We start from the raw sequence: 23,478 nt of genomic DNA, 5'->3' as shown, positions 1-23,478 counted from the left end.
TTGACGATATCCGTGCCAGATTCCTCCCAAAAGCATCAGCGCCGCGAGCATGCGCTGATGCTGGCATTGGTGTCGCCGGCGCTGCTGGTGATCCTGGCTCTGATCGTGCTGCCGGTGGGCTGGCTCGCCTGGCAGTCGATCTACCATGACGGCTTCACGCTGGAGAACTATCGCCGGGTCTTCACGGAAGACATCTACTGGCGCAGCTTTGCGCTGACCTTCGAGATCAGCCTCGCAGTGACGGTCATCGCGCTGCTGCTCGGCTATCCCGTCGCCTATCTCGCCAACGCTGTGCCGAAGGGCTGGAGCATCCTCATCCTGTCGTTGGTGGTGCTGCCGTTCTGGACCAGCGTGCTGGTCCGTGCCTATGCGTGGCTGGCGCTGCTCCAGCGCACCGGCGTGATCAACCAGTTCCTGCGCTATCTCGATGTCATCTCCGAGCCGCTCGCGCTGGTGCACAACACGTTCGGCACGGTGGTTGCGACCGTGCACATCCTGCTGCCGTTCATGGTGCTGCCGCTCTATGCCACCATGCAGAAGATCCCCGGCGATTTGATGCAGGCCGGCGCGAGCCTGGGGGCGAGCCCGTCGCTCACCTTCTTCCGTGTGTTCCTGCCGCTGTCGCTGCCGGGCGTGCTCGCCGGCTGCACCATGGTGTTCGTGCTCTGCCTCGGCTTCTACATCACGCCGGAATTGCTCGGCGGCGGCCGAACCGTGATGGTGTCTATGCTGGTGAGCCGCAATGTCGAGCTCTACAACCAGTTCGGCGCCGCGAGCGCGGTCGCCGTGGTGCTGCTGCTGGGCGTGCTCCTGATCTTCTTCGCCGTCAGCCGCTTCATCTCGCTCGATCGCGTGTTGGGGCAGAAATGACGCGCACTTCGCCCGCACGGATTGTCCTCTACGTGATCAGCGCGCTGGTGCTGGTCTATCTGATCCTGCCCGTCCTGATCATCGCGCCGATCTCCTTCTCCAGTGCGCGCTTCCTGACGTTCCCGCCGCCGTCGTTCTCGCTGCGCTGGTACCAGCAATATTTCGCCAATCCGGCCTGGATGCAGGCGACGCGGGTGACGCTGACGGTCGCCTTCTTCACGGTCCTGATCGCAACGCCGTGCGGGGTTGCGGCGGCCTACGCCATCAGCCAGTCGAAGCTGCGCATCATGCGCATCATCCACATGGCGCTGTTGCTGCCGCTGGTGGTGCCGATCATTATCGCCGCGGTCGGCATCTTCTTCGTCTATGCAAAGATCGGCCTGGTCGCGACCATGCCCGGCCTCGTGCTGGCGAACGTGATGCTGGGCTTGCCTTACGTCATCATCTCGGTGCTCGCGGGCTTGCAGAGCTTCGATCCGGCGCAGGAGATGGTGGCGCGCAGCCTCGGCATGAACCGGCTGCGCAGCTTCTTCGCGGTGACGCTGCCGCAGATTAAGTCGAGCGTAGTCGCGGGCGGTATCTTCGCCTTCATCTCGGCGATGGACGAGACCATCGTCGCGCTGTTCATTTCCGGCGGCCAGTATCAGCCGCTGACCAAGCGCATGTTCACCGCGCTGCGTGACGAGATCGACCCGACGATTGCCGCGATCTCGACGCTGATGACGGCGGCGTCGTTCATGCTGGTGCTGCTGGCGAGCACGCGGGGGAAGAAGGGCGGGTGAGGGGGCTCCGGCCTCGGCCGTCATCACCCGCGAAAGCGGGTGATTCAGTATTCCAGAGACGATAGTGGCTCCTCGACAGGCTGCGGCGTACTGGATTCCCCGCCTTCGCGGGGAATGACAGCGAGCGTCTGCCTAAGCCGTCGCCGCCAGCCACGCCAGGATCATCTCCACGATCTGCGTCCGGCTCTTCGCCAGCACCCTGGGCTCGCTGAGGTCGCGGTCGAACAGGGCGCCGAAGGTGTGGCGGTTGGCGACGCGGAAGAAGCAGTAGGAGGAGATGGCGAGGTGCAGGTCGATGGCGTCGACGTCGTCGCGGAAGACGCCTTCGCCGCGGCCACGTTCGAGGATGCCGTCGAGTGTCGCGATCACGCTGGCGTTGAGCTGGCGGAGTTGCAAATTCTGCTTCAGGTGCTTGCCGTGGTGGATGTTCTCGATGCTGACGAGGCGGATGAAGTTCGGATTGCGCTCGTCATGGTCGAAGGTCGCCTCGATCAGCCGGCGCAATCCCTCGCGGGCGTCGCAGCTTCCGATGTCGAGCTGGTCTTCCAGCGCGCGGATGGTGCGATAGGCCTCCTCCAGCACCGCGAGATAGAGCTGCTCCTTGCCGCCGAAATAGTAATAGATCATCCGCTTCGACGTGCGCGTGCGCGCCGCGATCGCATCGACGCGGGCGCCGGAATAGCCCTCCGAAGCGAATTCAGCCATCGCCACTTCGAGGATGTCGCGCTTGGTGCGCTCGGGGTCGTTGGTGCGCTTCGATGGGGGCGGCATGCGCTCGAGCATCACTGTTTCTCCCGCCAGTTTCCACGGATCACCTTGAAGGTGAAGGCAAATTTCACCCGTTCGGACACTGATCCAACGCCTATTGCATAAACGTACTAGTTCGTACATTATCGCTACAAACCAAAGTTGCGGCAACAAAAACCAGAAAACGCGCGCCAGGCGATCTGCCTGACGCGAACCGCACCGGCCACATGGGGAGGAGTTTTCAATGACGTTGACGTCAACCGCACCGCTGCGCGCATCATCCAGCGCGGAAGCCGCGCCGAACAAGCTGCCGAAGCGCGCCGCGCTGGTCAGCTTCGTCGGCAGCATGCTCGAATACTACGACTTCTTCATCTACGGCACCGCGGCGGCGCTGATCTTTCCGAAAGTGTTCTTCGCCAACGTCGATCCCTCGACCGCGACGCTGCTCGCGTTGCTCTCCTTCGGCATCGGCTATATCGCTCGGCCCGTGGGCGCCGTCATCCTCGGCCATTTCGGCGACCGCATCGGCCGCAAGACGGTGCTCTTGTTCACGCTGGTGCTGATGGGCGGTTCGACGCTGGCGATCGGCCTGTTGCCGGATGCCAAGACGATCGGCAACGCCGCGCCTGTCATCTTGACGCTGCTCCGCCTGTTGCAGGGCCTGTCGGCCGCCGGCGAGCAGAGTGGAGCCAACTCGCTGACGCTGGAGCATTCCGCCAATTCCAACCGCGCCTTCTTCACGAGCTGGACCCTGAGCGGCACCCAGGCCGGCGCGATCCTCGCAACATTGGTGTTCATCCCGGTGTCGAGCCTGCCGGAAGACCAGTTGTTGAGCTGGGGCTGGCGCATTCCGTTCCTGCTCTCCGCGCTCGTGCTGCTGGTCGCCTATCTGGTGCGGAGGACCATGCCGGAAACGCCCGTCTTCGAAGAGATCAAGGACAAGGCGCAGGTGGCGCGCTTCCCCGTCGTTACGCTCTTGCGCGACTACTGGCCGGACGTGCTGCGCGTCATCGTCTGCGCGCTGATCGCCACCGTGAGCACGATGACCGCGGTGTTTGCGCTCGGCTATGCCACCAGCAAGTTCGGCGTCGCGCGCCCGACCATGCTGTGGGCCGGCGTGCTCGGCAATGTCACGGCGTTGGTCACCCAGCCGCTGTGGGCGCTGCTGGCCGACAGGATCGGCCGCAAGCCGGTGTTCATCGGTGGCGTGCTCGGCTGTGCGGTGCTGGTGTTCCCGTACTTCATGCTGGTGACATCAGGGAATACGCTGGCGATCTTCGCCGCGGCGATGATCCTTTCGGGTGTCATCTACGCGGCGCCGAACGCGATCTGGCCGTCGTTCTATGCGGAGATGTTCGATGCGCGCGTGCGGTACTCCGGCACGGCGATCGGCACACAGCTTGGCTTCCTCGCCGCCGGCTTCACGCCGCTGGTGAGTGCGAGCCTGGTCGGCGAGGGGCCGAACGGCTGGATTCCCGTGGCAATCTTCGTTGCTTGCTGCTGCGTGATCTCGGCGGCATCAGCGGCCACCGCGCGCGAAACCCACAATGTCGACATCGCCGATCTCGGCAAGCAGCGCGCTTGAACGGCAGACAGGATTGCGATCGCATGTTGACCAACGCAGTTTCGACCACCAGCGGGCCGATCATCGGCGCCGAGCAGAACGGATTGCGCGCGTTCAAGGGCGTGCCGTTTGCGACCGCGCGGCGTTTTGCCAAGGCGACACGGCCGCTCGCGTGGACGGAGCCGCGCCAATGCACGGACTACGGCGCTTATGCGCCGCAGCCCGGCCATCTCGATCATGCTGATGAGGAATCCTGTCTCAGCCTGAACATCTGGGCGCCGGCGGCGGATCACCCGCTGCCGGTCAAGTTCTTCATCCATGGCGGTGCCTTCGTCACCGGCGGCGGCGCCGACTATGACGGCTCCTTCCTCGCCGCCCACGGCCCGGCCGTCATCGTCACCATCAACTACCGGCTCGGGCCGCTCGGCTTCCTGCAACTGCATCGTTACGGCCTCACCGAAGCCAACAACCTCGCGCTCCAGGATACGCTCGCAGCGCTCGATTGGGTTCGTGCCAACATCGCGAACTTCGGCGGCGATCCGGATGCGATTACGCTGTCGGGACAATCCGCCGGCGCCTCCATGGTGATCGCCCTCGCAACCCTGCCGCAGGCTAAAGGCAAGTTTATCCGTGCGCTCGCGCTGAGCGCGCCCGGGCGCGACATCATGAGTGCAGGTCACGCCGACGATGTCGCGCGCCACGTGCTCGAGGAGCTCGAGCTTGCGCGCGATCCCGGCGCGATTGCGACCGTGCCGCTGCCAAGGCTGTTCGCAGCGGTAGAGCGCGTCGGACGCAGGCTCGCGGACGAGACGGACGCAGGCATCGTGTTCGGTCCGGTGCTCGACGGCACGGTCATCCCGCGCGAGCCGCGCGACGTCTTCACCGATGGAACGTTGCGCGACATTCCGCTCTGGCTCGGCTCCTGCCGCGATGAGATGGTGATGTTCCTGAAGAGCGCGCCGCCGGCCGCGATGATCCGTACCACCGAACGCCAGGTGCGCACCGCTTTCGGCGATGCCGGCTGGTGTCGGCTGCTGTCCTATTATCGCGCCACCGCGCGCCTCGACGAGGATCCGTACGAGGCGCTGCTGTCGGATGCGTTCTGGCATCGCCCCATGGCCGATCTCGCGCGGCGTCATGCTGCGGCAGGCGGCGCGGTGTGGTTGAGCCGGTTCAATCATCGCCCGGCGCTGGAGCCGTTCCTGTCGCAGGGACCAACCCATGGCGCGGACAATGCCTGCCTGTGGGCGCATCTGCCTGATTTCATCGACCGGCCGATCCTCAAGCGCAAGGGCGGGCCGATGACGCCTGCCGACATCGACGTCGCGGCGCGGTTTCAGGCGAGCCTTCTACGCTTTGTCACGACTGGCGTGCCTGATGTCGAGCAGGCCTGGCCGCGGTTCGCGCCTGGCAACGAGCCGCTCGCAATCTTCGGCCAGCCATTCCATATTGTGCCTCTCAATGACGGCGCGCGCTTCCGCGTGTGGGCGGAGCTATTGGCGCAGTCCGAACCTACGAAACAGCATCGAGCGATCGCTCCATGATGATCGTGCGCTCATCGCCAAAGTAACTGTCGCGCACGGCCTTGAACCCGAGCCGCGCGTAGAAGGATTCCGCGGTGACGGAAGACGGGACGGTCAACGAAGCGATGTTTCGCTCGCGCGCGATACGCTCAATCTCGGCCATCAGGAGCTTGCCGATCCCCTGGGCCTGAACGTCGGGAGCCACGAAGACGGTGCGGACGACACTTCCGTCGAGGCTCGCCGTTCCAACGACGCGGTCGCCAAGGGCGGCAACAAGGACCGTGCGTTTACGGATCAGTTCCAGAACGGCGGTCGGGCTGAAGCTATGCTCGATCCGCTCGATGATCTCGCCTGTGTAATCCCTGGCATTTGTCTCGCGCAGTGCGCGCAGAATGACGGCGCTGATTTCGCCGCTGTCCTCTTCGCGCGCTGGGCAGATGGTGCAATCCATTGATCCCTCCACCCGCCCGGCAGTCGCTAACGTTCACTGTACCATCGCCGCAGCGATCTTCTCCGCCGACATCAGCACCGGAAAATTGGTGTTGGCGCATGGCACCACGGGGAAGATCGAGGCGTCGACGACGCGCAGGCCCTGAACGCCTTTGACGCGGCCTTGATTATCGACCACGGCCATCGGATCGTCGGCCCGGCCCATGCGGCATGAGCACGAGGCGTGCCACACCCCGATGGTCGCCTTGCGGACGAAGGCTTCCAGTGCATCGTCGTCGTTCATCACCTGGTCGAAGGTGAAACCTTCGACGACGAAATTGTCGATCAAGTAGTGGCGCAGCGCCGCCGGCCCGTCCATCAAGGTCGCGGCGATCTTGGTCAGGATCCTGTTTTTGGTATTGACCACGCCGATCTTGCGCACCTTGTCCGTATAGGCGGCCGGAAACGGCTTGTCCGTCACCGCTTTCACCACGTCGCTCATCTGCACGGCCGCCATCTTGCGGAAGCCGCTCATCAGGCGATCGAGATCGCGGCGGTCGGACAGCAGATTGAACTCGACAATCGGCTCGGCGGCGGGATCGCGCGAGGCGAGCTTGACCTGTCCGGTCTCGGAATAGGTCTTGTTGACGAAGGTCAGCAGCGAGCCGATCTGTTCGCCGACCGCGTGCCAGGCCGATTTGCTGAGCAGGACGACGAACATGTCGCCCTTCGGTACGCCCGACAGCCCGGATGAATAGCGCAGGCCAAGCTGCATGTGGCGCCTGGTGTGCTCGTTCATGCGCGCGCCGCGGCGGACAAAGGACGACAGCGAGATCGAAGGATGATCCATCAGGCGCTGGCCGACGCCTGCCAGCCCCATCAGGACCGGAATGCCCATATCCTTGAGATGACCGACCGGGCCGATGCCGGCGCGCAGGAGATGCGCCGGCGAATGGATGGCGCCGCTGGAGAGGATGATCTCGCGGCCGCGGAATTCCTGTTCCCGTCCGTCGACCATCGCCTTTACGCCGACGCATTGCGTGCCTTCGAACAGCAGCTCTCTCACCTGCGTGTTGGTGGAGACGGTGAGATTGGCGCGCTTGCGCGTGTCACGATCGAGATAGCCCATCGCGGCCGAGACGCGTTGCTCGGCCTGATTGGAATGCGTTACCGGAAAATAGCCGTCGACGAACTCGCCGTTCTGGTCCGGCACGAACTGGTGGCCGGCCTGCTGGAAGGCGTCGGCGAACGCCTGCGAATGCCGCGTCCAGTGTTCACGTGGAATTCTGCGTACCGGAATTCGGCCGTCCTTGCCGTGGTACGGCCCGTCGAAATCGAGGTCGCGCTCGACCTTCTTGAAGAAGGGCAGCACGTCGTGCCAGCTCCATCCGTCGGCGCCCCGCGCGTCCCATTCATCGTAGTCGGTCGGTGCGCCGCGGTTGGCCATCTGGCCGTTGATCGACGAGCCGCCGCCCAGCACGCGCGCCTGCTCGTATTTGCGCAAGGGAGGACGCGCTTCGTTCGGATTGTTGTGGCTGACGATCTGGGTCGTGACCTTGAGGTCGGTCCAATGGAAGCGGGGATCGAAATAGGCCGTGCCCGGATAGCTGTCCCTGATCTCGGCGGGCTCGTTGCCGGGCGGTGTGTCCTGTCCGGCCTCGCACAGCAGGACCTTGTTGGCGCTCTTTGCGGAGAGCCGGTGGGCCAGCACGGACCCCGCCGAGCCGCCGCCGACGATAATGAAGTCGTACACGATTGGCATTTCCTCTTGGTCTTGCCCGGGAAACGTAGCGCGTTATCTTCCCGAGGTCACGTCGGCATTGGCGCGACAGTTCGTAACTTGCGTCGCTTGCCTGGCAACCACGATCGTGTAATTGTTCTGCCAGCGCCGATTTGATCCTCAGCTTGCGGGCGCTTCTACAAATGCAGCTAAAGAGACGTAGCTAAATTGACTAGCCAGTCCTGCATCCCCCGCATAGCGAGAACGATCGGCCATTCCGAATGGGAGGGGCCAAATGAGATTTGCTGCCATCGCGGACGTGCATGGGAATCGTCCGGCACTTGAAGCCGTCCTTGCGGACATTGCCATGCTCGGCATCGAGGAGGTCGTGAATCTCGGCGACCATGTCAGCGGTCCACTCGAGGCGGCCAGGACCGCGGACCTGTTGATGGCGCGGGGCTTCCCGTCGATACGGGGCGATCAGGACCGAATCCTCGTCGAGCTCTGGCAGGCCGGCGGCTCCGCTCGCAGCGATTTCCGTGAGCTCTCGCGCAAGCATTTCGACTGGATGGCAAGCATGCCGTCCACGCTCACGTATGAGGGACGGGTGTTCCTGTGCCATGGATCGCCAAGAGATGACGCAGCTTTCTGGCTCGACCACATCGCCGACGACGGCTGCCCGCGCCCGAGCGGCATCGACGCGATCGAGGCTGAAGCCGAGGGGATCGACGCCGAGATCATCCTGTGCGCCCACACCCATATTCCGCGCGTGGTGCGCCTGAGGGATGGCCGGCTGGTCGTGAATCTCGGCAGCGTCGGGTTGCCCGGCTATGACGGGAAAGTGCCCGTGCCCTACGTGGTCGAGGTCGGTACGCCGCATGCGTGCTACGCGATCCTGGAGCATGCCGGCGCAGGCTGGTGCGCGACGATCCGCTACGTGCCCTATGACACCGCGGCCATGGCTGCACTGGCGCGAGCCAAGGGCATGCTCAGCTGGGCGAGCGCGATTGCGACGGGTTGGGTGCAAGGAGGGGGCAGGTAGGCTTGCGTCAGGCGGGTTATTGCCAACTGTTGCGTGAGCGCAACGTCACGCTTTTCTTCGCCTAAAGGCGCAATTTCTCGGGCTCTCCAATGAATATAGTAGTGTAGCTGCTAATTTTGGAGTTATTGCCCCCATGAATTTCCGACCCGAGCTCTCCCGAACACGGCCTTGATCGGCTCGACACAGTTCAGCAGGACAGGGGTGGGAGCCAGTTTTATTTCAAGCCGCCTCGCTAGGCCACAGGAACTCCCGGATGCAAGGTGAATCGTCGGGTGGTTTCCGCGCGCGGATACACCGCGGCGCTCAACAGATTGGCGGGTCCTGCATCGAACTGGAGGCGGAGGGCCAAGGGATCCTGCTGGATCTGGGTTTGCCGCTCGACGCGGCCGAAGTCTCGGACGGTTTGCTGCCTTATGTCGAAGGGCTTCGTGGCGAAGATCGGCGCCTGAACGCGATCGTCATCTCGCACGGCCATGGCGATCATTGGGGATTGCTGCCGATGTGCAGGCCGGGAATTCCGGTGGTCATGGGGGCGGCAACGGCACGCATCTTAAGCGCTGCCGCGCCATTCGTGCCCAACTCCTTCATTCCGAGCGTCTCGCAGCATCTCAGCGACCGAACCGTCCTGCAGATCGGCCCCTTCCGCATCACGCCTTTCCTGGTCGACCATTCGGCCTATGACGCCTACGCTCTCGCGATCGAGGCCTCGGGGCGTCATCTCTTCTATAGCGGCGATATCCGGGCTCACGGTCGAAAAGCGGCGTTGTTCGAGCGGTTGGTGAGCAAGCCGCCCCAACGCGTCGATACGATGCTGATGGAAGGCTCGAGCCTGGGGCGCTTGACCGAGTACGGTCGCTTCGAAAGCGAGGATGAAATCGAAGCCAGGCTGGTGAAGCAATTCCGTGAATCGGGATTCGTCCTGATCTCGGCATCGGCGCAGAACATCGACCGGCTGGTCAGCATCTACCGCGCCTGCAAGCGGACGGGACGGACGCTTCTGCTCGACCTCTATGCGATGGAGATCCTGAGGGCGATCGGCAATCCGAATCTCCCCAATATCGGTTGGCCCAACCTGTCCGTTTACGTCCCGGAGTACCAGCGGCGGCACATTGCCAGAAACCAACGGTTCGATCTTCTCGAGCCCTACAAGTCGGCGCGCATCTTTCGCGAGCATATCGCAGAGATCGCCGACAAGGCTGTCATGCTGTTTCGGCCCGCAATGGCGCGCGATCTCGACTTGGGCAATCTATGGGATAACGCGCGCGCGATCTGGTCCCAATGGGACGGATATCTGCAGGCCGGCCCCGGTGCGAAACTCAGGGCTGAGCTGCTGGAGCGCGGGATCCGGCTCGAAGTCATCCACACGTCGGGACACGCCAGCATTGCCGACCTCAAACGGCTGGCGAGCGCGCTCAAGCCGAACCGGCTCGTGCCCATCCACACATTCCACGGTGATCGGTTCTCCGATTATTTCGACAATGTCACGCGCCGAGACGATGGCGAGTGGTGGGATGTCTAAGGCAATCGTTTCTCAAGACCGTAGACCAAAGGGGGATAGAGATGGGTAGCGCAATTTCCAGCAACTTCATTAAAGACCTGCAGAACGGAGGACTGCTATCCGAGCTTACGAAAAAGATCCAAAGCGACGATACGTTGATGCTCGCGCTTCGCGGTCATTACATCAATGTCTACTATCGTGGCGGGAGTATTCTGCTGATATCAGAACAGGCCAACGGGTACGCCGCGAAGTTTGACCCCAATTATCTTGAGGAGAAGTCCGGCGGTCCGAACCTCGGCGCAGTTCAAGCGCCGGGGGATTGTTCCAAGTGGGTGGCGGCGCTGCCCGCACTCAAGGAGGCAATGAATTCGCATTTTGCCGCCAAGCGTAAATCCGAGCGCGAATTTCAGCAGCTTGCTGCGTGGGAGAACAACAGGTCGGTGATATCGAACGACACCGAGTACTTCATCACGGACATCGAATTTGCCGACCGCGACGAGGGGGCCAGGCTCGACATGGTCGGTCTCAAATGGCCAAGCAGCCAGCGCAAGGACGAGACCCGATGCAAGCCGGTGCTGATCGAGATGAAGTACGGCACGGGATCTTATGATGGCGCGGCGGGCATCGCGAAGCACATCACAGACCTTGAACGGATCCTTGCCAATCCCGTCAAGTGTGAAAGTCTGAACAAGACGATCGAAGATCAATTCGACCAGCTGATGAAGCTCGAGCTCGTCGATTTCACGCCGCACAAGAAATATGGCCGTGCCGTCGTTTCCGGTCGGCCGGAAGTGGTCTTTCTCCTGGCGAACCACAACCCGCGCAGCAAAAAGCTATTGAACATCGTCAACGAGATCAAGGAGCCCGAGCACTTCGACCTTCGTTTCTTCAATGCCAGCTTTGCCGGGTACGGAATGCATGATGCGTGCATGCTCGACCTAGGTGAGTTCAAGGGGTTGCTGCAGCAGCTTGCGAGTTAGCTGATGCTGCGGTTCCGCATCCGATCAAGCCGCAAGCGCGTGGAGTGAACACTGGCACAGTCATTGACATCGCCATCGGCGATATTCACGGGTGCTTCGACGAGCTGCTCACGCTCCTTGCCGTGTGCGACCTTGCTTGTGCGGAAGAGGACGCCCGGTTTGTCTTCGTCGGCGATTACGTCGACAGGGGACCCGACAGTCGTCGGGTTGTGCAGTTCCTGATGCGGCGACAGTCGGATCAGGAGCGTCGTTTCATCTGCCTGCGCGGCAATCATGAAGAGATGTTGATCAGAGCTGCGAGCCGAGATCGTTCGGATCGCGATCTGATGAACTGGTGGGGAAATGGGGGCGAGCGGACCCTCGAGAGTTACGGGGTCGATGACGCCTGCGATCTGCCTGCTGAGCACCTGGCATGGCTTCGGCAGCTTCCGTTGATGCACTCGGACCGGCATCGCCTGTTCGTCCATGCCGGTATCCGGCCCGGCGTTCCGCTGTCTCTTCAGTCGCAGGAGGATCTGCTCTGGATCAGGGAGCCGTTCCTCTCGTCCGCCGACGATCACGGGCCACTCGTCGTGCACGGGCACACGCCGTTGGCATCCGGTCGCCCCGATCTGCGGGCCAATCGATTGAACCTGGACACCGGCGCATGCTTTGGCGGCCCGCTGTCAGCAGCGGCATTTTCCAGCCGCCGGCGCAGGCCGGTGATGTTCGCCACGAGCATGGGCGATATTGTCCGACTGTAGCCGAGGCGTCCACGGAGCAGGGGCATTCGCGCCTGGTCCACGACAACAACGAAGCCGTCAGTTCGGACACGGTTGTCCGGCAGCGCCCCACAGGGCCATGTCCTTGACGTGGTCCTCGAAGGTGCCCGGCGGGGTCGTGCGGCCGGCTCCGGGCGCCCATCCGCGCGGGATGAAGCCGTTCAGGGATGCGTCGTGCCGCAAATGCGCCAGCAGGCCCACGGCGTCGCGGCCGCCATTGCGCTTGGGGTCCTTCAGCTGCGTACAGATCTCGGCGCCACTTTTGCCGAACCAGATGAACTCGACTGGCGCCAGCTGCCAGTCGATGCCGGCACGCGGCGGTGACGGCGCCGGGTCGTTCGCCTGGGTGGAGGTCATGTGACAGGTCGAGCAGGCGACCTTCTCGGCCCCGATGCGGCTGTCGCCGCCGTGGATGTTCATGCCGTGCACGCGCGGCCTGGTTTCGCCTGCCGGTGTCCAGATCGGTATGGCCTTGGCGTCGACGTGGCAGTTGGCACAGCGCGGATGGGCCACCACGGCTTCAATCCGCTTCCAGGCCTCCAGACCTTCGGTGCGGCTGACGCTGCCCGGCGGCAAAGCGTCCTTGTTCGCTTCGTCCTTGGCCGCGACAATCCCGGTGAGAGCCGCAATTGTCGAGGCAGCGAAAGCGAGCGCAATGAGAGAACTCTTCATGGCTCGCCTCACACGAAATCGATGAACTTGTTGAACGGCATTTCGCGGATGCGCTGCCCGGTCGCGGCGAAAATCGCGTTGGCGAGTGCGGGGGCGGCTGGCGGAACAGGCGGCTCTCCGACGCCTCTCACCTTGGGATCGTTCTCGAGCCCGCGAACTTCGATCACGGGGCATTGGTAGATCCGCATCGCTTCGTGATGATTGTAGTTGGTCTGCTGCACCGCGCCCTTGGCGTAGGTGAGCTCGCAATTGATGGCGTGGCCGAGGCCCCAAATGACGCCGCCCTGCACCTGGTTCTCGAAGTTGACGGGATCGACCACCTTGCCGACGTCGACGGCGACCCAGACCTTGTCGATCCTTATGCCTCGCTCCGTCTTCGTGACTTCGACGACTTCGGCTGTCGGTGTGCCGAAGGATTCAACGAATGCGACGCCGCGGCCCCTGCCGTTTCCGAGCGGTCCCTTCCAGTCCGACATCTCCGCGACCGTTTCCAGCACCTTGCGATAATGCGGCACGGTGCACATCGCGATGCGCGCCTTCATGGGATCGAGACCCGCGGCATGGATCAGCTCGTCGATGAAGCTTTCGGTGAAGAAGCCCGATGTCGAGGCGCCGACCGACCGCCACGTGGTGCTCGGCGAAAGCCCCTGCGCCTCGTAGCTCGTGGCCCGGAAATTGGGGATGTCGTAATAGACGTTCCACAGGCCGGCGGCCAATTGCCCGTCGGGATCTTTCGAGGGTGTGCCCGAACGCTCGAGCAGCCCCTTGAGCGGAGCAGTCGAGGCCAGTTGCAGATCGGCTGCGACGATCTTGCTCTTGTCGATGCTGCCTCGGTGCCGGGCGATCGCAATCTGCCGCGGAATGTCCTGGAGGAAATCCTCCTCGCGCGAGAACACCAGCTTGATCGGCGTTCCCTTCATCTGATTGGCGATCTCGGCGAGAACGCGGACGTTCTCGTATTCGAGACGGTGGCCAAAGCTTCCACCCGTCCACTGATTGTGGAAGGTGACCTGTTCCGGCTTGAGGCCGATCGCCGTCGCCGCGACATATTGCACGAAACGGGGGCTCTGATGGCCGACCCAGATCTCCATCCCCGTGTCGGTGACGAGGCCGATCCCGTTCAACGGCTCGAGCGGCTGATGCCCCACATAGGGCGCGCGATATTCGGCCTCGACGAGTTTGCCCGTCTTCAGCCCGGCTTCGATATCGCCGATCTTCCGCCACTCCTTGCCCAGGAATTCAGGCTTGAACGAGGATTCAAGAACCTTCCAATGATCCGCCTGCTCGGCAGGATAGGCCGAGGGCGCCCACTCGCACGTGACGGCGTCGACCGCCTTCATCGCGTACCAGCTGTTCGTGGCGATCACCGCGACGCCATTCTTGATTTCCAGGATCTTCTTGACCCCCGGCATCGATCGCGCCTTGCTGGCGTCGTATGACTTCAGGGGCTGGCCCTTGCCAGGGTTCAGCTTGACGGCGGCATACAGCATGCCGTCCATCTTCTGGTCGATGCCGAACTTCAGCTCGCCCATGACCTTCGCGCGAACGTCGAGGCGCATCATCGGCTTGCCCAGCATGCGCCATTTCGACGGATCGCGCGGCTTGGCATCGAGCACCGGCGGAATCTTTGCGGCGTCCACAGAGAGATCGACGTAGGCGATCTTGGTGCCGTTGGGCAGGATCACATGGCCTGATTGGGTGCGCAGGTCGGCCACGGCGACGCCCGAACGCTTGGCAGCGGCGGCCTTCAGCGTCTCGCGCGCGACCGCGCCGGCAACGCGTAGCTTTTCATAGGTGTCCGGCACCGTGCTCGACCCGCCGGTCATCTGCAGGCCGGACTCTCTAAGCCATTCGAGCGTCTTGGCGCGCGCTTCTTCGGCGGCGGGACTTTGGTCCGCAGCCACGAACGGCGCGAACTCGTCGGCAAAGCCGGTGTTGAAGTACGCCGGGCTCGGGCCTGCAAACCGGACTTCGAACTGGCCGGGATCGAGGTCCATCTCTTCGGCGATCATGATCGGTTGCACCGAGCCGACGCCCTGGCCGATATCGGCGTGCTGGGCGATCAGCGTGATTTTTTCGGGGCTGATCTCGACCCAGGGATTGAAGGTCACGGCGTTCGGCGCAAGCCCCGCGGTCAGTGGATTGTCACTGGCCGTCGCGGCCTGCGCTGCGTCGCTGTAGGCGCCGAATGCGATGCCGCCGGCCACGGCGGCGGAGCCGAAGACGAAAGCGCGGCGGGAAAGCTCCTGGAGTCCCATGTCACTTCCCCGCCATCTTTGCGGCTGCGGCATGGATCGCGGTGCGGATGCGCGGGTAGGTACCGCAACGGCACAAATTGCCGGACATCACCTCGTTGATGTCCTCGTCCGTCGGCTTGCCGATCAATCCAAGCAACGAGATGGCCTGCATGATCTGGCCGGTCTGGCAGTAGCCGCATTGCGGAACCTGATGTTCGATCCAGGCCTGCAGAACGGGATGCTGGTCCCTGTTGTCCAGCCCTTCGAGCGTGACGACCGACCTGCCGGCGAGATCGCCGATGCGGGCCTGGCAGGATCGCACGGCGGCTCCGTCGATCTGGACGGTGCAGGCACCGCATTGCGCGACGCCGCAGCCATATTTCGGACTGGTGATACCGAGCTCGTCGCGGAGCACCCAGAGCAGGGGCATCTCGGGAACGACGTCGACCTGGCGCTTGGTCCCGTTGACCGTGAGCTCGATCATGTCGATGTTCCTTTCGCGCGTCCTCGCGGGACGTGAGGTCGAACAGGCACGCTCCAGCGAGCGTCGTCGAGGTTTGGACCGGCGCGGTCAGCGTGCCGCGCAAGCGCCGATGCTGTCAAACGACGCCCCCGCGGCATTTGCGAATTCGCACGAAGAGTATGGTGTGTATTTTTGCCGCGCCTTTGGCGCGATTGATGTCAATCAATTGTTTCGGAAGGGATATCGGCCTGAACCAGGATCGACTTCGCCGCCTGTTGCTCCGTTGTGCCCAAGTGTTGGGCAGCATGCGCCGCTGCCAGCGGCTGGCCATGTTTCTTGCGAGATCCGGATTGTCGAGCGTTTCAACGTGCAGTGTTTCTCAGTGCACGACCAGCACGGGTACGTTTCCGTCCGCCAGGACTTCCGATGTTTGGCTTCCAAGGAATAGCTTCTTGAGACCCCGGCGCCCGTGAGAGCCCATGACGATCAAGTCGCAACCCGCGGACTTTGCCGTTGCGATGATCGTGGTGGCCGGATGGGCATTTGGAACATGCAGGAGTTTTGCAGATATCCCGGCCTGCTCCGCCATGGCGCGGGCTTCACCGAGGAATTTGTCAGCGCGCTGCCTGGAGGCGGCGTCGAAGGCATCAATTTCCTGCTGCGAGGGTATCCAGCCTGAGGCATGTCCGCTGCCGTAGTCGATCGGCAGCGATTCCGTGACGGCGATGACTGTCACCCTCGCCTTTAGGGCCTTGGCCAACGCAATTCCATGCTTGAGGCCGTTTCGCGCGACATCCGATCCGTCCGTGCTCAGGAGAATATGGGCGTACATTCGCGAACTCCCTTCTCGGCGACAATGTCTCTATCTCGCGGCGCGCAGGTCTGGTCTCGATGCGGGCCTATATATTCAGGGGCAGACCAGCACGGGTATCTTCGCGTGCGTCAGCACCTTGCTCGTCACACTGCCGATGAGAAGCGCGGAAACTCCGCTGCGCCCGTGCGACGACATGACGATGAGATCGCATCCCTTATCCGCGGCTGCTGCGATGATGGCTTGATGGGGTTGCCCGCTCTCCACCTGAATCGTTTGGCAGGAGATACCGGCTGTCTTGGCCTCATTTGCCACGCGATCGAGCACGCTCGTGGCCTGCTGCTTGCGGAACTCGACATAAGCGACGACGGCTTCGAGGAACCGGCTCGACACTTCGGAAAATGGTTCCACGACGAAGATGACGGATACGGTGGCTCCAAGAGATTTCGCCAGCGCCATTCCGTGCGCCACCCCGCGCTCCGCGAGTTCGGATCCATCCGTCGGAATGAGAATATGAGTGTACATGCTTTACCTCCCGAATTGTCCGGACGTATCGCCGTCTTGCGGAGGTAAGGTCGGCTCGCCTTTCGGATGTAGTCTTGAGATAGATCAATCTTTATAGATGTCGGCAATTGGCCTGATCGGGCGCTGCCTGGATCTGCGTGCGGGTTTGACTGCCGCGGGTCACGCGCCCCTAATGCGTCTCGTGGAACCGGCTCAGGAACGCTTTCAGCCGCTCGCTGCGGGGCTGGCGGATGGTCTCCTCGGGCGTGCCGATCTCGGCCATGATGCCGTCGTTCATGAAGCCGACGCGGGTGGAGACGTCGGCGGCGAAGGCCATCTCGTGCGTCACCAGCACCATGGTCATGCCTTCGCTCGCAAGGCTGCGGATGACGGAGAGGACTTCGCCGACGAGTTCGGGATCGAGCGCCGAGGTCGGCTCGTCGAACAGCATCACGTCCGGTTTCATCGCGAGCGCACGCGCGATCGCGACGCGCTGCTTCTGGCCGCCGGACAGGCGGCTCGGAAAGGCGTCGGCCTTGTCGGCGAGGCCGACCTTGGCGAGCAGGTCGCGGCCGAGCGCGTTGGCCTCCGCCTGCGCCATGCCCTTCACCTGCACCGGGCCCTCGGTGACATTGGCGAGCACGGACATGTGGGGGAACAGATTGAAATGCTGGAACACCATGCCGACGCTGCGCCGAAGCAGTGCGAGCTGCGCATCGCCGGCGGCGCGCATGCCTTTGCCGAAGGCGAATCTATGCGTGCCGATCGCAAGCTCGCCCTGCTGCGGCATTTCCAGGAGATTCAGACAGCGCAGGAAGGTGGACTTGCCGGAGCCGGAGGCGCCGATCAAGGTGACGACCTCGCCGCGGGCGACCGAGAGCGAGACACCCTTGAGCACCTCATGGTCGCCGAACGCCTTGTGGATGTTGTCAGCGATCAGAGCACTCATCGGTGCGCTCCCATCTTCAGCTCGACCCTGTCAGCGACCAGCGTCAGCGGGAACAGCACGACGAAATAGAGCACGGCGATCGTGGTGTAGACCTCGAGCGGCTTGTAGCTCGACGCCGTGATGACAGTGCCCTGGTAAAGCAGGTCGCCGACCGCGACCACCGACACCAGCGAGGTGTTCTTGAGCTGCATGATGGTCTGGTTGATGAAGGAGGGGATCATCACCTGCGTGGCCTGCGGCAGCACGATGCGGCGAAAGATCTTGCCGCGGCGCATGCCGATGGCGCGGCCGGCCTCCCACTGGCCGGTGTCAACGGCCTCGATGCCGCCGCGGAAGATTTCGGCGTAGAACGAGCCGGCATAGAGCGACAGCGCGATGAAGCAGGCCATCGCCGGCGACATGTCGACGCCGATCAGGACGGGCAGGGCATAGTAGACCCAGATCAGCTGCACCAGCAGCGGCGTGCAGCGGAACACCTCGATATAGAGACGCAGCGGCACCGTGACCCAGCGCGGTGCCGTCGTGCGCAGGATGCCGACGAACAGTCCGATGGCGAGACCCGCGACCACCGTGGTCACCGTGTAATACACGGTGACCAGGAGCCCTTGCCAGATCAGGCCCCAATACGGCTTGAGCGCCGCGAAGTCCCAGACATACATGGCCGATCAGAACTGCACTTCGGCCGGAAGATCGTCGGCGGTGAGGCCGACGGCCTCGAAGCCTTTCAGCATCCATTCGCGGGTCTGGCCCATCGAGCGGTTGTAATCGGCCCAGGCGCTGAGGAAATCCTTGTAGCGGCGGTCGCTCTCGGCGCGGATGCCCATGTTGGTCGGCAGCGTCAGCAGCGGGCGGGGAATGGCGAGATCGCCGAGATTCGGGTTCTTCTTCAGCGTCGAGACCGAAAGCACCGCCAGCGAGACGTTGCAGTCGGCACGTCCGGTCGCAACGGCAAGGATCGCCTCGTCGCGGTTCTTGAAGCCGAGGATCGTCGCCTTCGGGCAGTAGCGGCGCGCGATGGTCTCATGGGTCGAGCCGATGTCGACGGCGATCTTGACCTCGGGCTTGTTGAGCTCGGCCCAGGTCTGCGGCTTGGCGAAGCCCTTCTTGGTGATGACGGTGAAGGAGTGCACCAGGATCGGGGTCGAGAAGTCGATGACGAGCGCGCGTTCCGGCGTCGGGTTCACGGCGAAGGCGAGGTCAACCTTGTCGGCCTGGAGGTCGAGGATCTGGTTGCCCCAGGTCGATTCCAGCGTCTCGAGCTTGGCCCCCAACTTGCCGGCGATGTCCTTGGCCATGTCGATGCAGGCGCCCGACCATTCGTTGGTGGCGAGGTCCTTATGGAAATACGGCTCCTGGCCGACGATGACGGCGACGCGCAGCACGCCATTCTTCTTGATGCGGTCGAGCGTGGAGGCCGGTGCATCGGCCTTGGCCGGGCCGCTTGCAGCGGCGATCGCTGCGCCTGCCAGCGCGACGGTGGTGAGAGCATCCCTGCGATTCATGGTCTCTGTCTCCCTGCAATCTGGGTCGGATCGTGTGTCCGGCCTCTGGACTATTTCTGTATTCAGGATAAAATGCAATACGGTATTTCAAGTTGCTGACCATTTGGGCGGCAAGGCAGAAATGAGCCCAATATCTTGGCAGGATTGCGCAAAATTCCTGATGGGCAGGGGTTGTAAATTGCATTTAAGTCTGAATACAAGACTGAACGCAATACGTAAGTGAACTGAAGGAGAGGCCTGTGCGCGCCCTATTCGTCGATGCGAACGAGACCCTGGCGGCGGTGACCGACAAGCTGCTGGCCTCGCAGAAGCTGCCGGTCAGCATCAACCGCAATCCCTCGATCAAGCCCGACGATCTGCCCGGCCTGCTCGGCGATGCCGAGATCATGATCGTCGACCACACGGCGGTGCCATCAGCGATTGCCGAGAAGTGCGCGAAGCTGAAGCACGTCGTCTTCCTCGGCACCGGCGCGCGCAGCTACATGAATCCGGAAGAGCTCGCTGAGCGCGGCATCTCCGTCCACACCATCAAGGGTTATGGCGATACGGCCGTTGCCGAATGCGCGATCGCGCTGATGTGGGCGTCTGCGCGAAATTTTGGCGAGATGGACCGCGGCATGCGCGAGGGCAACTGGCTGCGCCGTGACGCGATGCAGCTCACCGGCAAGACGCTCGGCCTGATCGGCTTCGGCGGCATCGCGGCGGAAGCCGCGCGTATGGCGGCGGGCTGCGGTATGAAGGTGATTGCCTGGAACAGGACGCCGAAGACCCATCCCGGCGTCGAGTTCGTCTCGCTGGAGAAGCTGCTCGCCGAGAGCCACGTCGTCTCGCTGCATCTCTTGCTCAACGACGAGACCAAGGGCTTCCTGTCGCGCGAGCGCATCGCGCAGATGCGCCCCGGCAGCATTCTGATCAATACAGCGCGCGGCGCTGTGGTCGATGAAGACGCAATGCTGGATGCGCTGCGCTCCGGCCACATCGCCCATGCCGGCCTCGACGTCTTCACCGTCGAGCCGCTTCCCGCCGGTCATCCCGTGACCAAGCTGCCGAACGTGACGCTGTCGGCGCATTCGGCGTTCCGCACGCCCGAGGCGAGCGACAACCTCATTGGTGCTGCGCTCGACCACTGCCGCCGCATCATCGCCACCGGCAAGTAAAGTTAAGGACATCCCATGTCGGACATCACCCGCATCGACCAGAACGCCCGCCGCAGCCGCGCTTCCGTGTTCGGCGATCTCGTTTTCCTGGCAGGTCAGGTGGCGGACACCAAGACCGCCGATATCACCCAGCAAACGAAAGAGGCGCTGGCGAAGGTCGACGACATGCTGGCACGCGCCGGCACCGACAAGTCCCGCCTCCTCAGCGTGCAGGTCTGGCTCAAGACCATGGACGATTTCGACGCCATGAACGCGGTCTATGATGCCTGGGTCGTGCCCGGCAACACGCCGAGCCGCGCCTGCGGCAAGGTCGAACTCGCCGATCCCGCCTTCCGTATCGAGGTGATCGCGATCGCCGCGCGCAGTTGAGGCTCGGCCGTGACTGTCCAGGTGCCCGCATCGACCTTCCGTCCCGCCCAGCGCATCAGCGCGATCGGCGTCTCCGAGATCTTGAAGATCGGCGCGGTCGCGCAGCGGCTCAAGCGCGAGGGGCGGCCGGTGATCGTGCTGGGCGCCGGCGAGCCGGACTTCGATACGCCTGATCATGCCAAGGACGCGGCGATGCGCGCCATCCGCGCCGGCCAGACCAAATACACCATCCTCGACGGCACGGTGGAATTGAAGGCGGCGATCGCCGAGAAATTCCGCCGCGAGAACGATCTCGTCTATGCCGCCGACGAGATCACCGCAGGCGCCGGCGCCAAGCAGGTGATCCACAACGCCTTCATGGCGAGCTTAAGCCCCGGCGACGAGGTGATCCTCGCCGCGCCCTATTGGACCAGCTATGCCGACATGGTGCGGATCGCCGACGGCACACCGGTCGACGTGCTCTGCCGCGAGGAGAACGGCTTTCGCCTCGACGCCGCCGATCTCGAACGCGCGATCACGCCGAAGACGCGCTGGCTGCTCTTGAACTCGCCGTCCAATCCGACGGGCGCCGCTTATTCAGCGTCGCAGCTTCGCCCGATCCTGGATGTGCTGAAGCGCCATCCGCATGTCTGGTTGATGGCGGACGATATCTACGAGCACCTGATTTATGACGGCATGCCGTTCGTGACCGCAGCGGCGCTCGAGCCGAGCCTGAAATCACGCACGCTGACCGTGAATGGTGTTTCCAAGGCCTACGCCATGACCGGCTGGCGCGTTGGCTATGGCGGCGGTCCGCGCGAATTGATCGCAGCGATGGCGGTGGTGCAGAGCCAGAGCACGACCAATCCCTCCTCGGTGAGCCAGGCCGCTGCGATCGCCGCGCTGACCGGCCCGCAGGACGTGCTGATCGAACGCCGTGCCGCGTTCCAGCGCCGCCGCGACATCGTGGTCGATGCGCTTAACGCCATCGACGGCGTCACTTGCCGCCGGCCGGAGGGGGCGTTCTACACCTATGCCAGGCTGCGCCGGCCTGATCGGCCGCCGCACGCCCGATGGCACCCTCATCGACAGCGACGCGGCGTTCTGCCGCTTCCTGCTGGAGAGGCATGACGTGGCTGTGGTGCCGGGCAGCTGTTTCGGCCTTGCACCTTATTTCCGCCTGTCCTACGCCACCTCGGAACAAAACTTGCGCGAGGCCGTGATGCGCATCGCCAAAGCCTGCAGGGAGCTGTCATGACCATTCGCAACACCCGCACCGGGGGCCAGATCCTGATCGATCAGCTCGTCGCCCAAGGCGTCGAGCGCGTCACCTGCGTGCCGGGCGAGAGCTACCTCGCGGCGCTCGATGCGCTGCATGACAGCCCGATCGACGTCGTGATCTGCCGTGCCGAAGGCGGGGCTGCGATGATGGCGGAAGCCTATGGCAAGCTCACCGGCCGTCCCGGAATCTGCTTCGTCACCCGCGGCCCCGGCGCCACCAATGCCAGCCACGGCGTCCACATCGCGATGCAGGATTCGACGCCGATGATCCTGTTCGTCGGACAGGTCGACACCGGCATGCGCGAGCGCGAGGCGTTCCAGGAGCTCGACTACAAGGCGGTGTTCGGCACCATGGCCAAGTGGGCCGTCGAGATCGATCGCCCCGACCGCATTCCGGAGCTGGTCGCGCGCGCCTTCCGCGTCGCGATGCAGGGCCGCCCGGGTCCCGTGGTGATCGCGCTGCCGGAGAACATGCTGACCGAGACCGCGGCCGTTGCCGACGCCATGCGCATCGAGCCGGCGGTGAGTTGGCCCGCGCCCGCTGACATCGAGCAGGTCAGTGCGATGCTGGCGAGTGCCAAGGCGCCGCTCGTCATCCTCGGCGGCTCGCGCTGGACGGATGAGGCGACCAAGAGCATCGCGCGCTTTGCCGAGCGGTTCGACCTGCCGGTCGCGACCTCGTTCCGCCGTGCCTCGCTGATCGACGCCGATCATTCGCATTATGCCGGCGATCTCGGCATCGGGCCGAGCCCAGGCCTGAAGGCGCGCATCGACAACGCCGACGTCATTCTCCTTATCGGCGGCCGCATGTCGGAGATGCCGTCCTCGTCCTACACTCTGTTCGATATCCCGACGCCGAAGCAGAAGCTGATCCACGTGCATCCGGGCTCGGAAGAGCTCGGTCGCGTCTACCAGCCTGAGCTCGCGATCCAGGCGGCGCCTGCCGCGTTCGCGGCCGCCGTCGAGACGCTGAAGCCCGCTGGCGCCGTTGCCTGGAAGGGCGAGGCCGCCAAAGCGCATGCCGATTACCTCGCCTGGACCGACAAGGCGCGTGAGCTGCCGGGCACATTTCAGTACGGACAGGTCATGACCTGGCTGCGCGACCGCCTGCCGAAGGACGCGATCGTCTGCAACGGCGCCGGCAATTACGCCGGCTGGATCCACCGTCATCACCGCTTCCACAGCTTTGCCGCCCAGCTCGCGCCGACCTCGGGCTCGATGGGCTATGGCGTGCCGGCGGCGGTGCTCGCAAAACGACAATTTCCGGATCGCGTCGTCGTCGCCTTTGCCGGTGATGGCTGCTTCCTGATGAACGGCCAGGAATTCGCGACCGCCGTGCAGTACGATGCGCCGCTCGTGGTCATCGTCGTCGACAATTCGCAATACGGTACCATCCGCATGCACCAGGAGCGTGACTATCCCGGTCGGGTGGTCGGAACCCAGCTCAAGAACCCTGACTTCGCGATGTACGCCAAGGCGTTCGGCGGCCATGGCGAGCGCGTCGAGCGGACCGAAGAGTTCGCGCCGGCGTTCGAGCGCGCGCTGGCTTCGGGCAAGCCCTCGATCCTCCATTGCATCATCGATCCCAGGGCGATCTCGGTCGGCAAGGACTTTACGCCCGCAGTGAAGGCCTAAGCG

22 protein-coding genes and 1 pseudogene are annotated in these 23,478 nt (G+C 63.6%); 12 read left to right on the top strand and 11 right to left on the bottom strand.

Annotated elements, in window-relative coordinates; all coding sequences use genetic code 11:
• Positions 1 to 57 precede the first annotated feature (57 nt).
• Together AB7008_RS39680 and AB7008_RS39675 are read left to right on the top strand one after the other, a co-directional pair.
• Positions 58 to 870 carry an ABC transporter permease gene (locus tag AB7008_RS39680; RefSeq protein WP_248883487.1) on the top strand — a complete coding sequence of 271 codons (813 nt, stop codon included), beginning with the start codon at positions 58 to 60 and terminating at the stop codon, positions 868 to 870.
• Positions 867 to 1,652 carry an ABC transporter permease gene (locus tag AB7008_RS39675; protein WP_441260566.1) on the top strand — a complete coding sequence of 262 codons (786 nt, stop codon included), beginning with the start codon at positions 867 to 869 and terminating at the stop codon, positions 1,650 to 1,652. Before AB7008_RS39680 ends, AB7008_RS39675 begins: the two co-directional genes overlap by 4 nt.
• Before the next feature lie 132 nt (positions 1,653 to 1,784).
• On the opposite strand, the gene AB7008_RS39670 is transcribed toward AB7008_RS39675, so the two are convergent.
• Entirely contained in the window at positions 1,785 to 2,435 is a 651-nt protein-coding gene (locus tag AB7008_RS39670; protein ID WP_041953099.1) for a TetR/AcrR family transcriptional regulator, read from the bottom strand.
• Between the two features lie 208 nt (positions 2,436 to 2,643).
• On the opposite strand from AB7008_RS39670, the gene AB7008_RS39665 reads away from it, so the two are divergent.
• Complete coding sequence (locus AB7008_RS39665) at positions 2,644 to 3,984, top strand: MFS transporter (protein WP_441260565.1); 1,341 nt, start codon at positions 2,644 to 2,646, stop codon at positions 3,982 to 3,984.
• 23 nt (positions 3,985 to 4,007) lie between these two features.
• A complete protein-coding gene (locus tag AB7008_RS39660) occupies positions 4,008 to 5,507 on the top strand; it encodes a carboxylesterase family protein (RefSeq protein WP_441260564.1) in 1,500 nt (499 codons plus the stop codon).
• Here AB7008_RS39660 and AB7008_RS39655 read toward each other — a convergent pair.
• The gene (locus AB7008_RS39655) at positions 5,476 to 5,937 is read right to left on the bottom strand and encodes an N-acetyltransferase family protein (protein WP_441260563.1); all 462 of its coding nucleotides are present in this window, start codon (positions 5,935 to 5,937) and stop codon (positions 5,476 to 5,478) included. The genes AB7008_RS39660 and AB7008_RS39655 overlap by 32 nt on opposite strands.
• A 33-nt stretch (positions 5,938 to 5,970) precedes the next feature.
• Positions 5,971 to 7,668 carry a GMC family oxidoreductase gene (locus AB7008_RS39650; protein WP_041953516.1) on the bottom strand — a complete coding sequence of 566 codons (1,698 nt, stop codon included), beginning with the start codon at positions 7,666 to 7,668 and terminating at the stop codon, positions 5,971 to 5,973.
• A gap of 262 nt (positions 7,669 to 7,930) precedes the next feature.
• Here AB7008_RS39650 and AB7008_RS39645 point away from each other — a divergent pair, with 262 nt between their 5' ends.
• From AB7008_RS39645 to AB7008_RS39630, 4 genes are all read left to right on the top strand, one after another.
• Positions 7,931 to 8,677 (top strand): metallophosphoesterase family protein, encoded by a 747-nt coding sequence (locus AB7008_RS39645; RefSeq protein WP_441260562.1) that lies wholly within the window; start codon positions 7,931 to 7,933, stop codon positions 8,675 to 8,677.
• A 253-nt stretch (positions 8,678 to 8,930) separates the two neighbouring features.
• Positions 8,931 to 10,196, top strand: a complete 1,266-nt coding sequence (locus tag AB7008_RS39640) for an MBL fold metallo-hydrolase (protein WP_028160723.1) — start codon at positions 8,931 to 8,933, stop codon at positions 10,194 to 10,196.
• A 41-nt stretch (positions 10,197 to 10,237) separates the two neighbouring features.
• Positions 10,238 to 11,155 (top strand): hypothetical protein, encoded by a 918-nt coding sequence (locus AB7008_RS39635; protein ID WP_304491233.1) that lies wholly within the window; start codon positions 10,238 to 10,240, stop codon positions 11,153 to 11,155.
• 44 nt (positions 11,156 to 11,199) lie between these two features.
• Positions 11,200 to 11,898: a metallophosphoesterase family protein gene (locus tag AB7008_RS39630; RefSeq protein WP_304491232.1), complete on the top strand. Its 699-nt coding sequence runs from the start codon at positions 11,200 to 11,202 to the stop codon at positions 11,896 to 11,898.
• 57 nt (positions 11,899 to 11,955) lie between these two features.
• Here the strand turns inward: AB7008_RS39630 and AB7008_RS39625 are convergent, their stop codons facing one another.
• The 8 genes from AB7008_RS39625 to AB7008_RS39590 all read right to left on the bottom strand — a co-directional run bounded on the left by AB7008_RS39625 (position 11,956) and on the right by AB7008_RS39590 (position 19,054).
• On the bottom strand, positions 11,956 to 12,588 hold the full coding sequence (locus AB7008_RS39625) for a hypothetical protein (protein ID WP_304491231.1): 633 nt from the start codon (positions 12,586 to 12,588) through the stop codon (positions 11,956 to 11,958).
• An 8-nt stretch (positions 12,589 to 12,596) separates the two neighbouring features.
• Entirely contained in the window at positions 12,597 to 14,846 is a 2,250-nt protein-coding gene (locus AB7008_RS39620; protein ID WP_304491230.1) for a xanthine dehydrogenase family protein molybdopterin-binding subunit, read from the bottom strand.
• A 1-nt stretch (position 14,847) separates the two neighbouring features.
• Positions 14,848 to 15,309, bottom strand: coding sequence for a (2Fe-2S)-binding protein (locus AB7008_RS39615; RefSeq protein ID WP_264621448.1), 462 nt, complete (start codon positions 15,307 to 15,309; stop codon positions 14,848 to 14,850).
• 358 nt (positions 15,310 to 15,667) lie between these two features.
• Complete coding sequence (locus AB7008_RS39610) at positions 15,668 to 16,120, bottom strand: universal stress protein (protein ID WP_038956983.1); 453 nt, start codon at positions 16,118 to 16,120, stop codon at positions 15,668 to 15,670.
• A gap of 75 nt (positions 16,121 to 16,195) precedes the next feature.
• The gene (locus AB7008_RS39605; protein ID WP_028160717.1) at positions 16,196 to 16,624 is read right to left on the bottom strand and encodes a universal stress protein; all 429 of its coding nucleotides are present in this window, start codon (positions 16,622 to 16,624) and stop codon (positions 16,196 to 16,198) included.
• A 169-nt stretch (positions 16,625 to 16,793) separates the two neighbouring features.
• The gene (locus AB7008_RS39600) at positions 16,794 to 17,552 is read right to left on the bottom strand and encodes an amino acid ABC transporter ATP-binding protein (RefSeq protein WP_264621447.1); all 759 of its coding nucleotides are present in this window, start codon (positions 17,550 to 17,552) and stop codon (positions 16,794 to 16,796) included.
• Complete coding sequence (locus AB7008_RS39595; protein ID WP_014492727.1) at positions 17,549 to 18,211, bottom strand: amino acid ABC transporter permease; 663 nt, start codon at positions 18,209 to 18,211, stop codon at positions 17,549 to 17,551. The genes AB7008_RS39600 and AB7008_RS39595 overlap by 4 nt, the downstream gene beginning before the upstream one ends.
• A gap of 6 nt (positions 18,212 to 18,217) precedes the next feature.
• Complete coding sequence (locus AB7008_RS39590) at positions 18,218 to 19,054, bottom strand: transporter substrate-binding domain-containing protein (RefSeq protein WP_038956985.1); 837 nt, start codon at positions 19,052 to 19,054, stop codon at positions 18,218 to 18,220.
• 239 nt (positions 19,055 to 19,293) lie between these two features.
• Here AB7008_RS39590 and AB7008_RS39585 point away from each other — a divergent pair, with 239 nt between their 5' ends.
• From AB7008_RS39585 to AB7008_RS39570, 4 genes and pseudogenes are all read left to right on the top strand, one after another.
• A complete protein-coding gene (locus AB7008_RS39585; protein WP_028160715.1) occupies positions 19,294 to 20,211 on the top strand; it encodes an NAD(P)-dependent oxidoreductase in 918 nt (305 codons plus the stop codon).
• 15 nt (positions 20,212 to 20,226) lie between these two features.
• Positions 20,227 to 20,580: a RidA family protein gene (locus AB7008_RS39580; protein WP_248879668.1), complete on the top strand. Its 354-nt coding sequence runs from the start codon at positions 20,227 to 20,229 to the stop codon at positions 20,578 to 20,580.
• A gap of 9 nt (positions 20,581 to 20,589) precedes the next feature.
• A pseudogene (locus AB7008_RS39575) lies at positions 20,590 to 21,817 on the top strand (pyridoxal phosphate-dependent aminotransferase).
• The gene (locus AB7008_RS39570) at positions 21,814 to 23,475 is read left to right on the top strand and encodes a thiamine pyrophosphate-binding protein (protein WP_441260561.1); all 1,662 of its coding nucleotides are present in this window, start codon (positions 21,814 to 21,816) and stop codon (positions 23,473 to 23,475) included. Before AB7008_RS39575 ends, AB7008_RS39570 begins: the two are co-directional and overlap by 4 nt.
• The last annotated feature ends 3 nt before the right edge of the window (positions 23,476 to 23,478 follow it).

Source organism: Bradyrhizobium sp. 521_C7_N1_3 (genome assembly GCF_052075975.1).
GTDB lineage: Bacteria > Pseudomonadota > Alphaproteobacteria > Rhizobiales > Xanthobacteraceae > Bradyrhizobium > Bradyrhizobium japonicum.
Note: the sequence above shows the minus strand (reverse complement) of the source record. Positions and strands in the feature narration are given on the sequence as shown.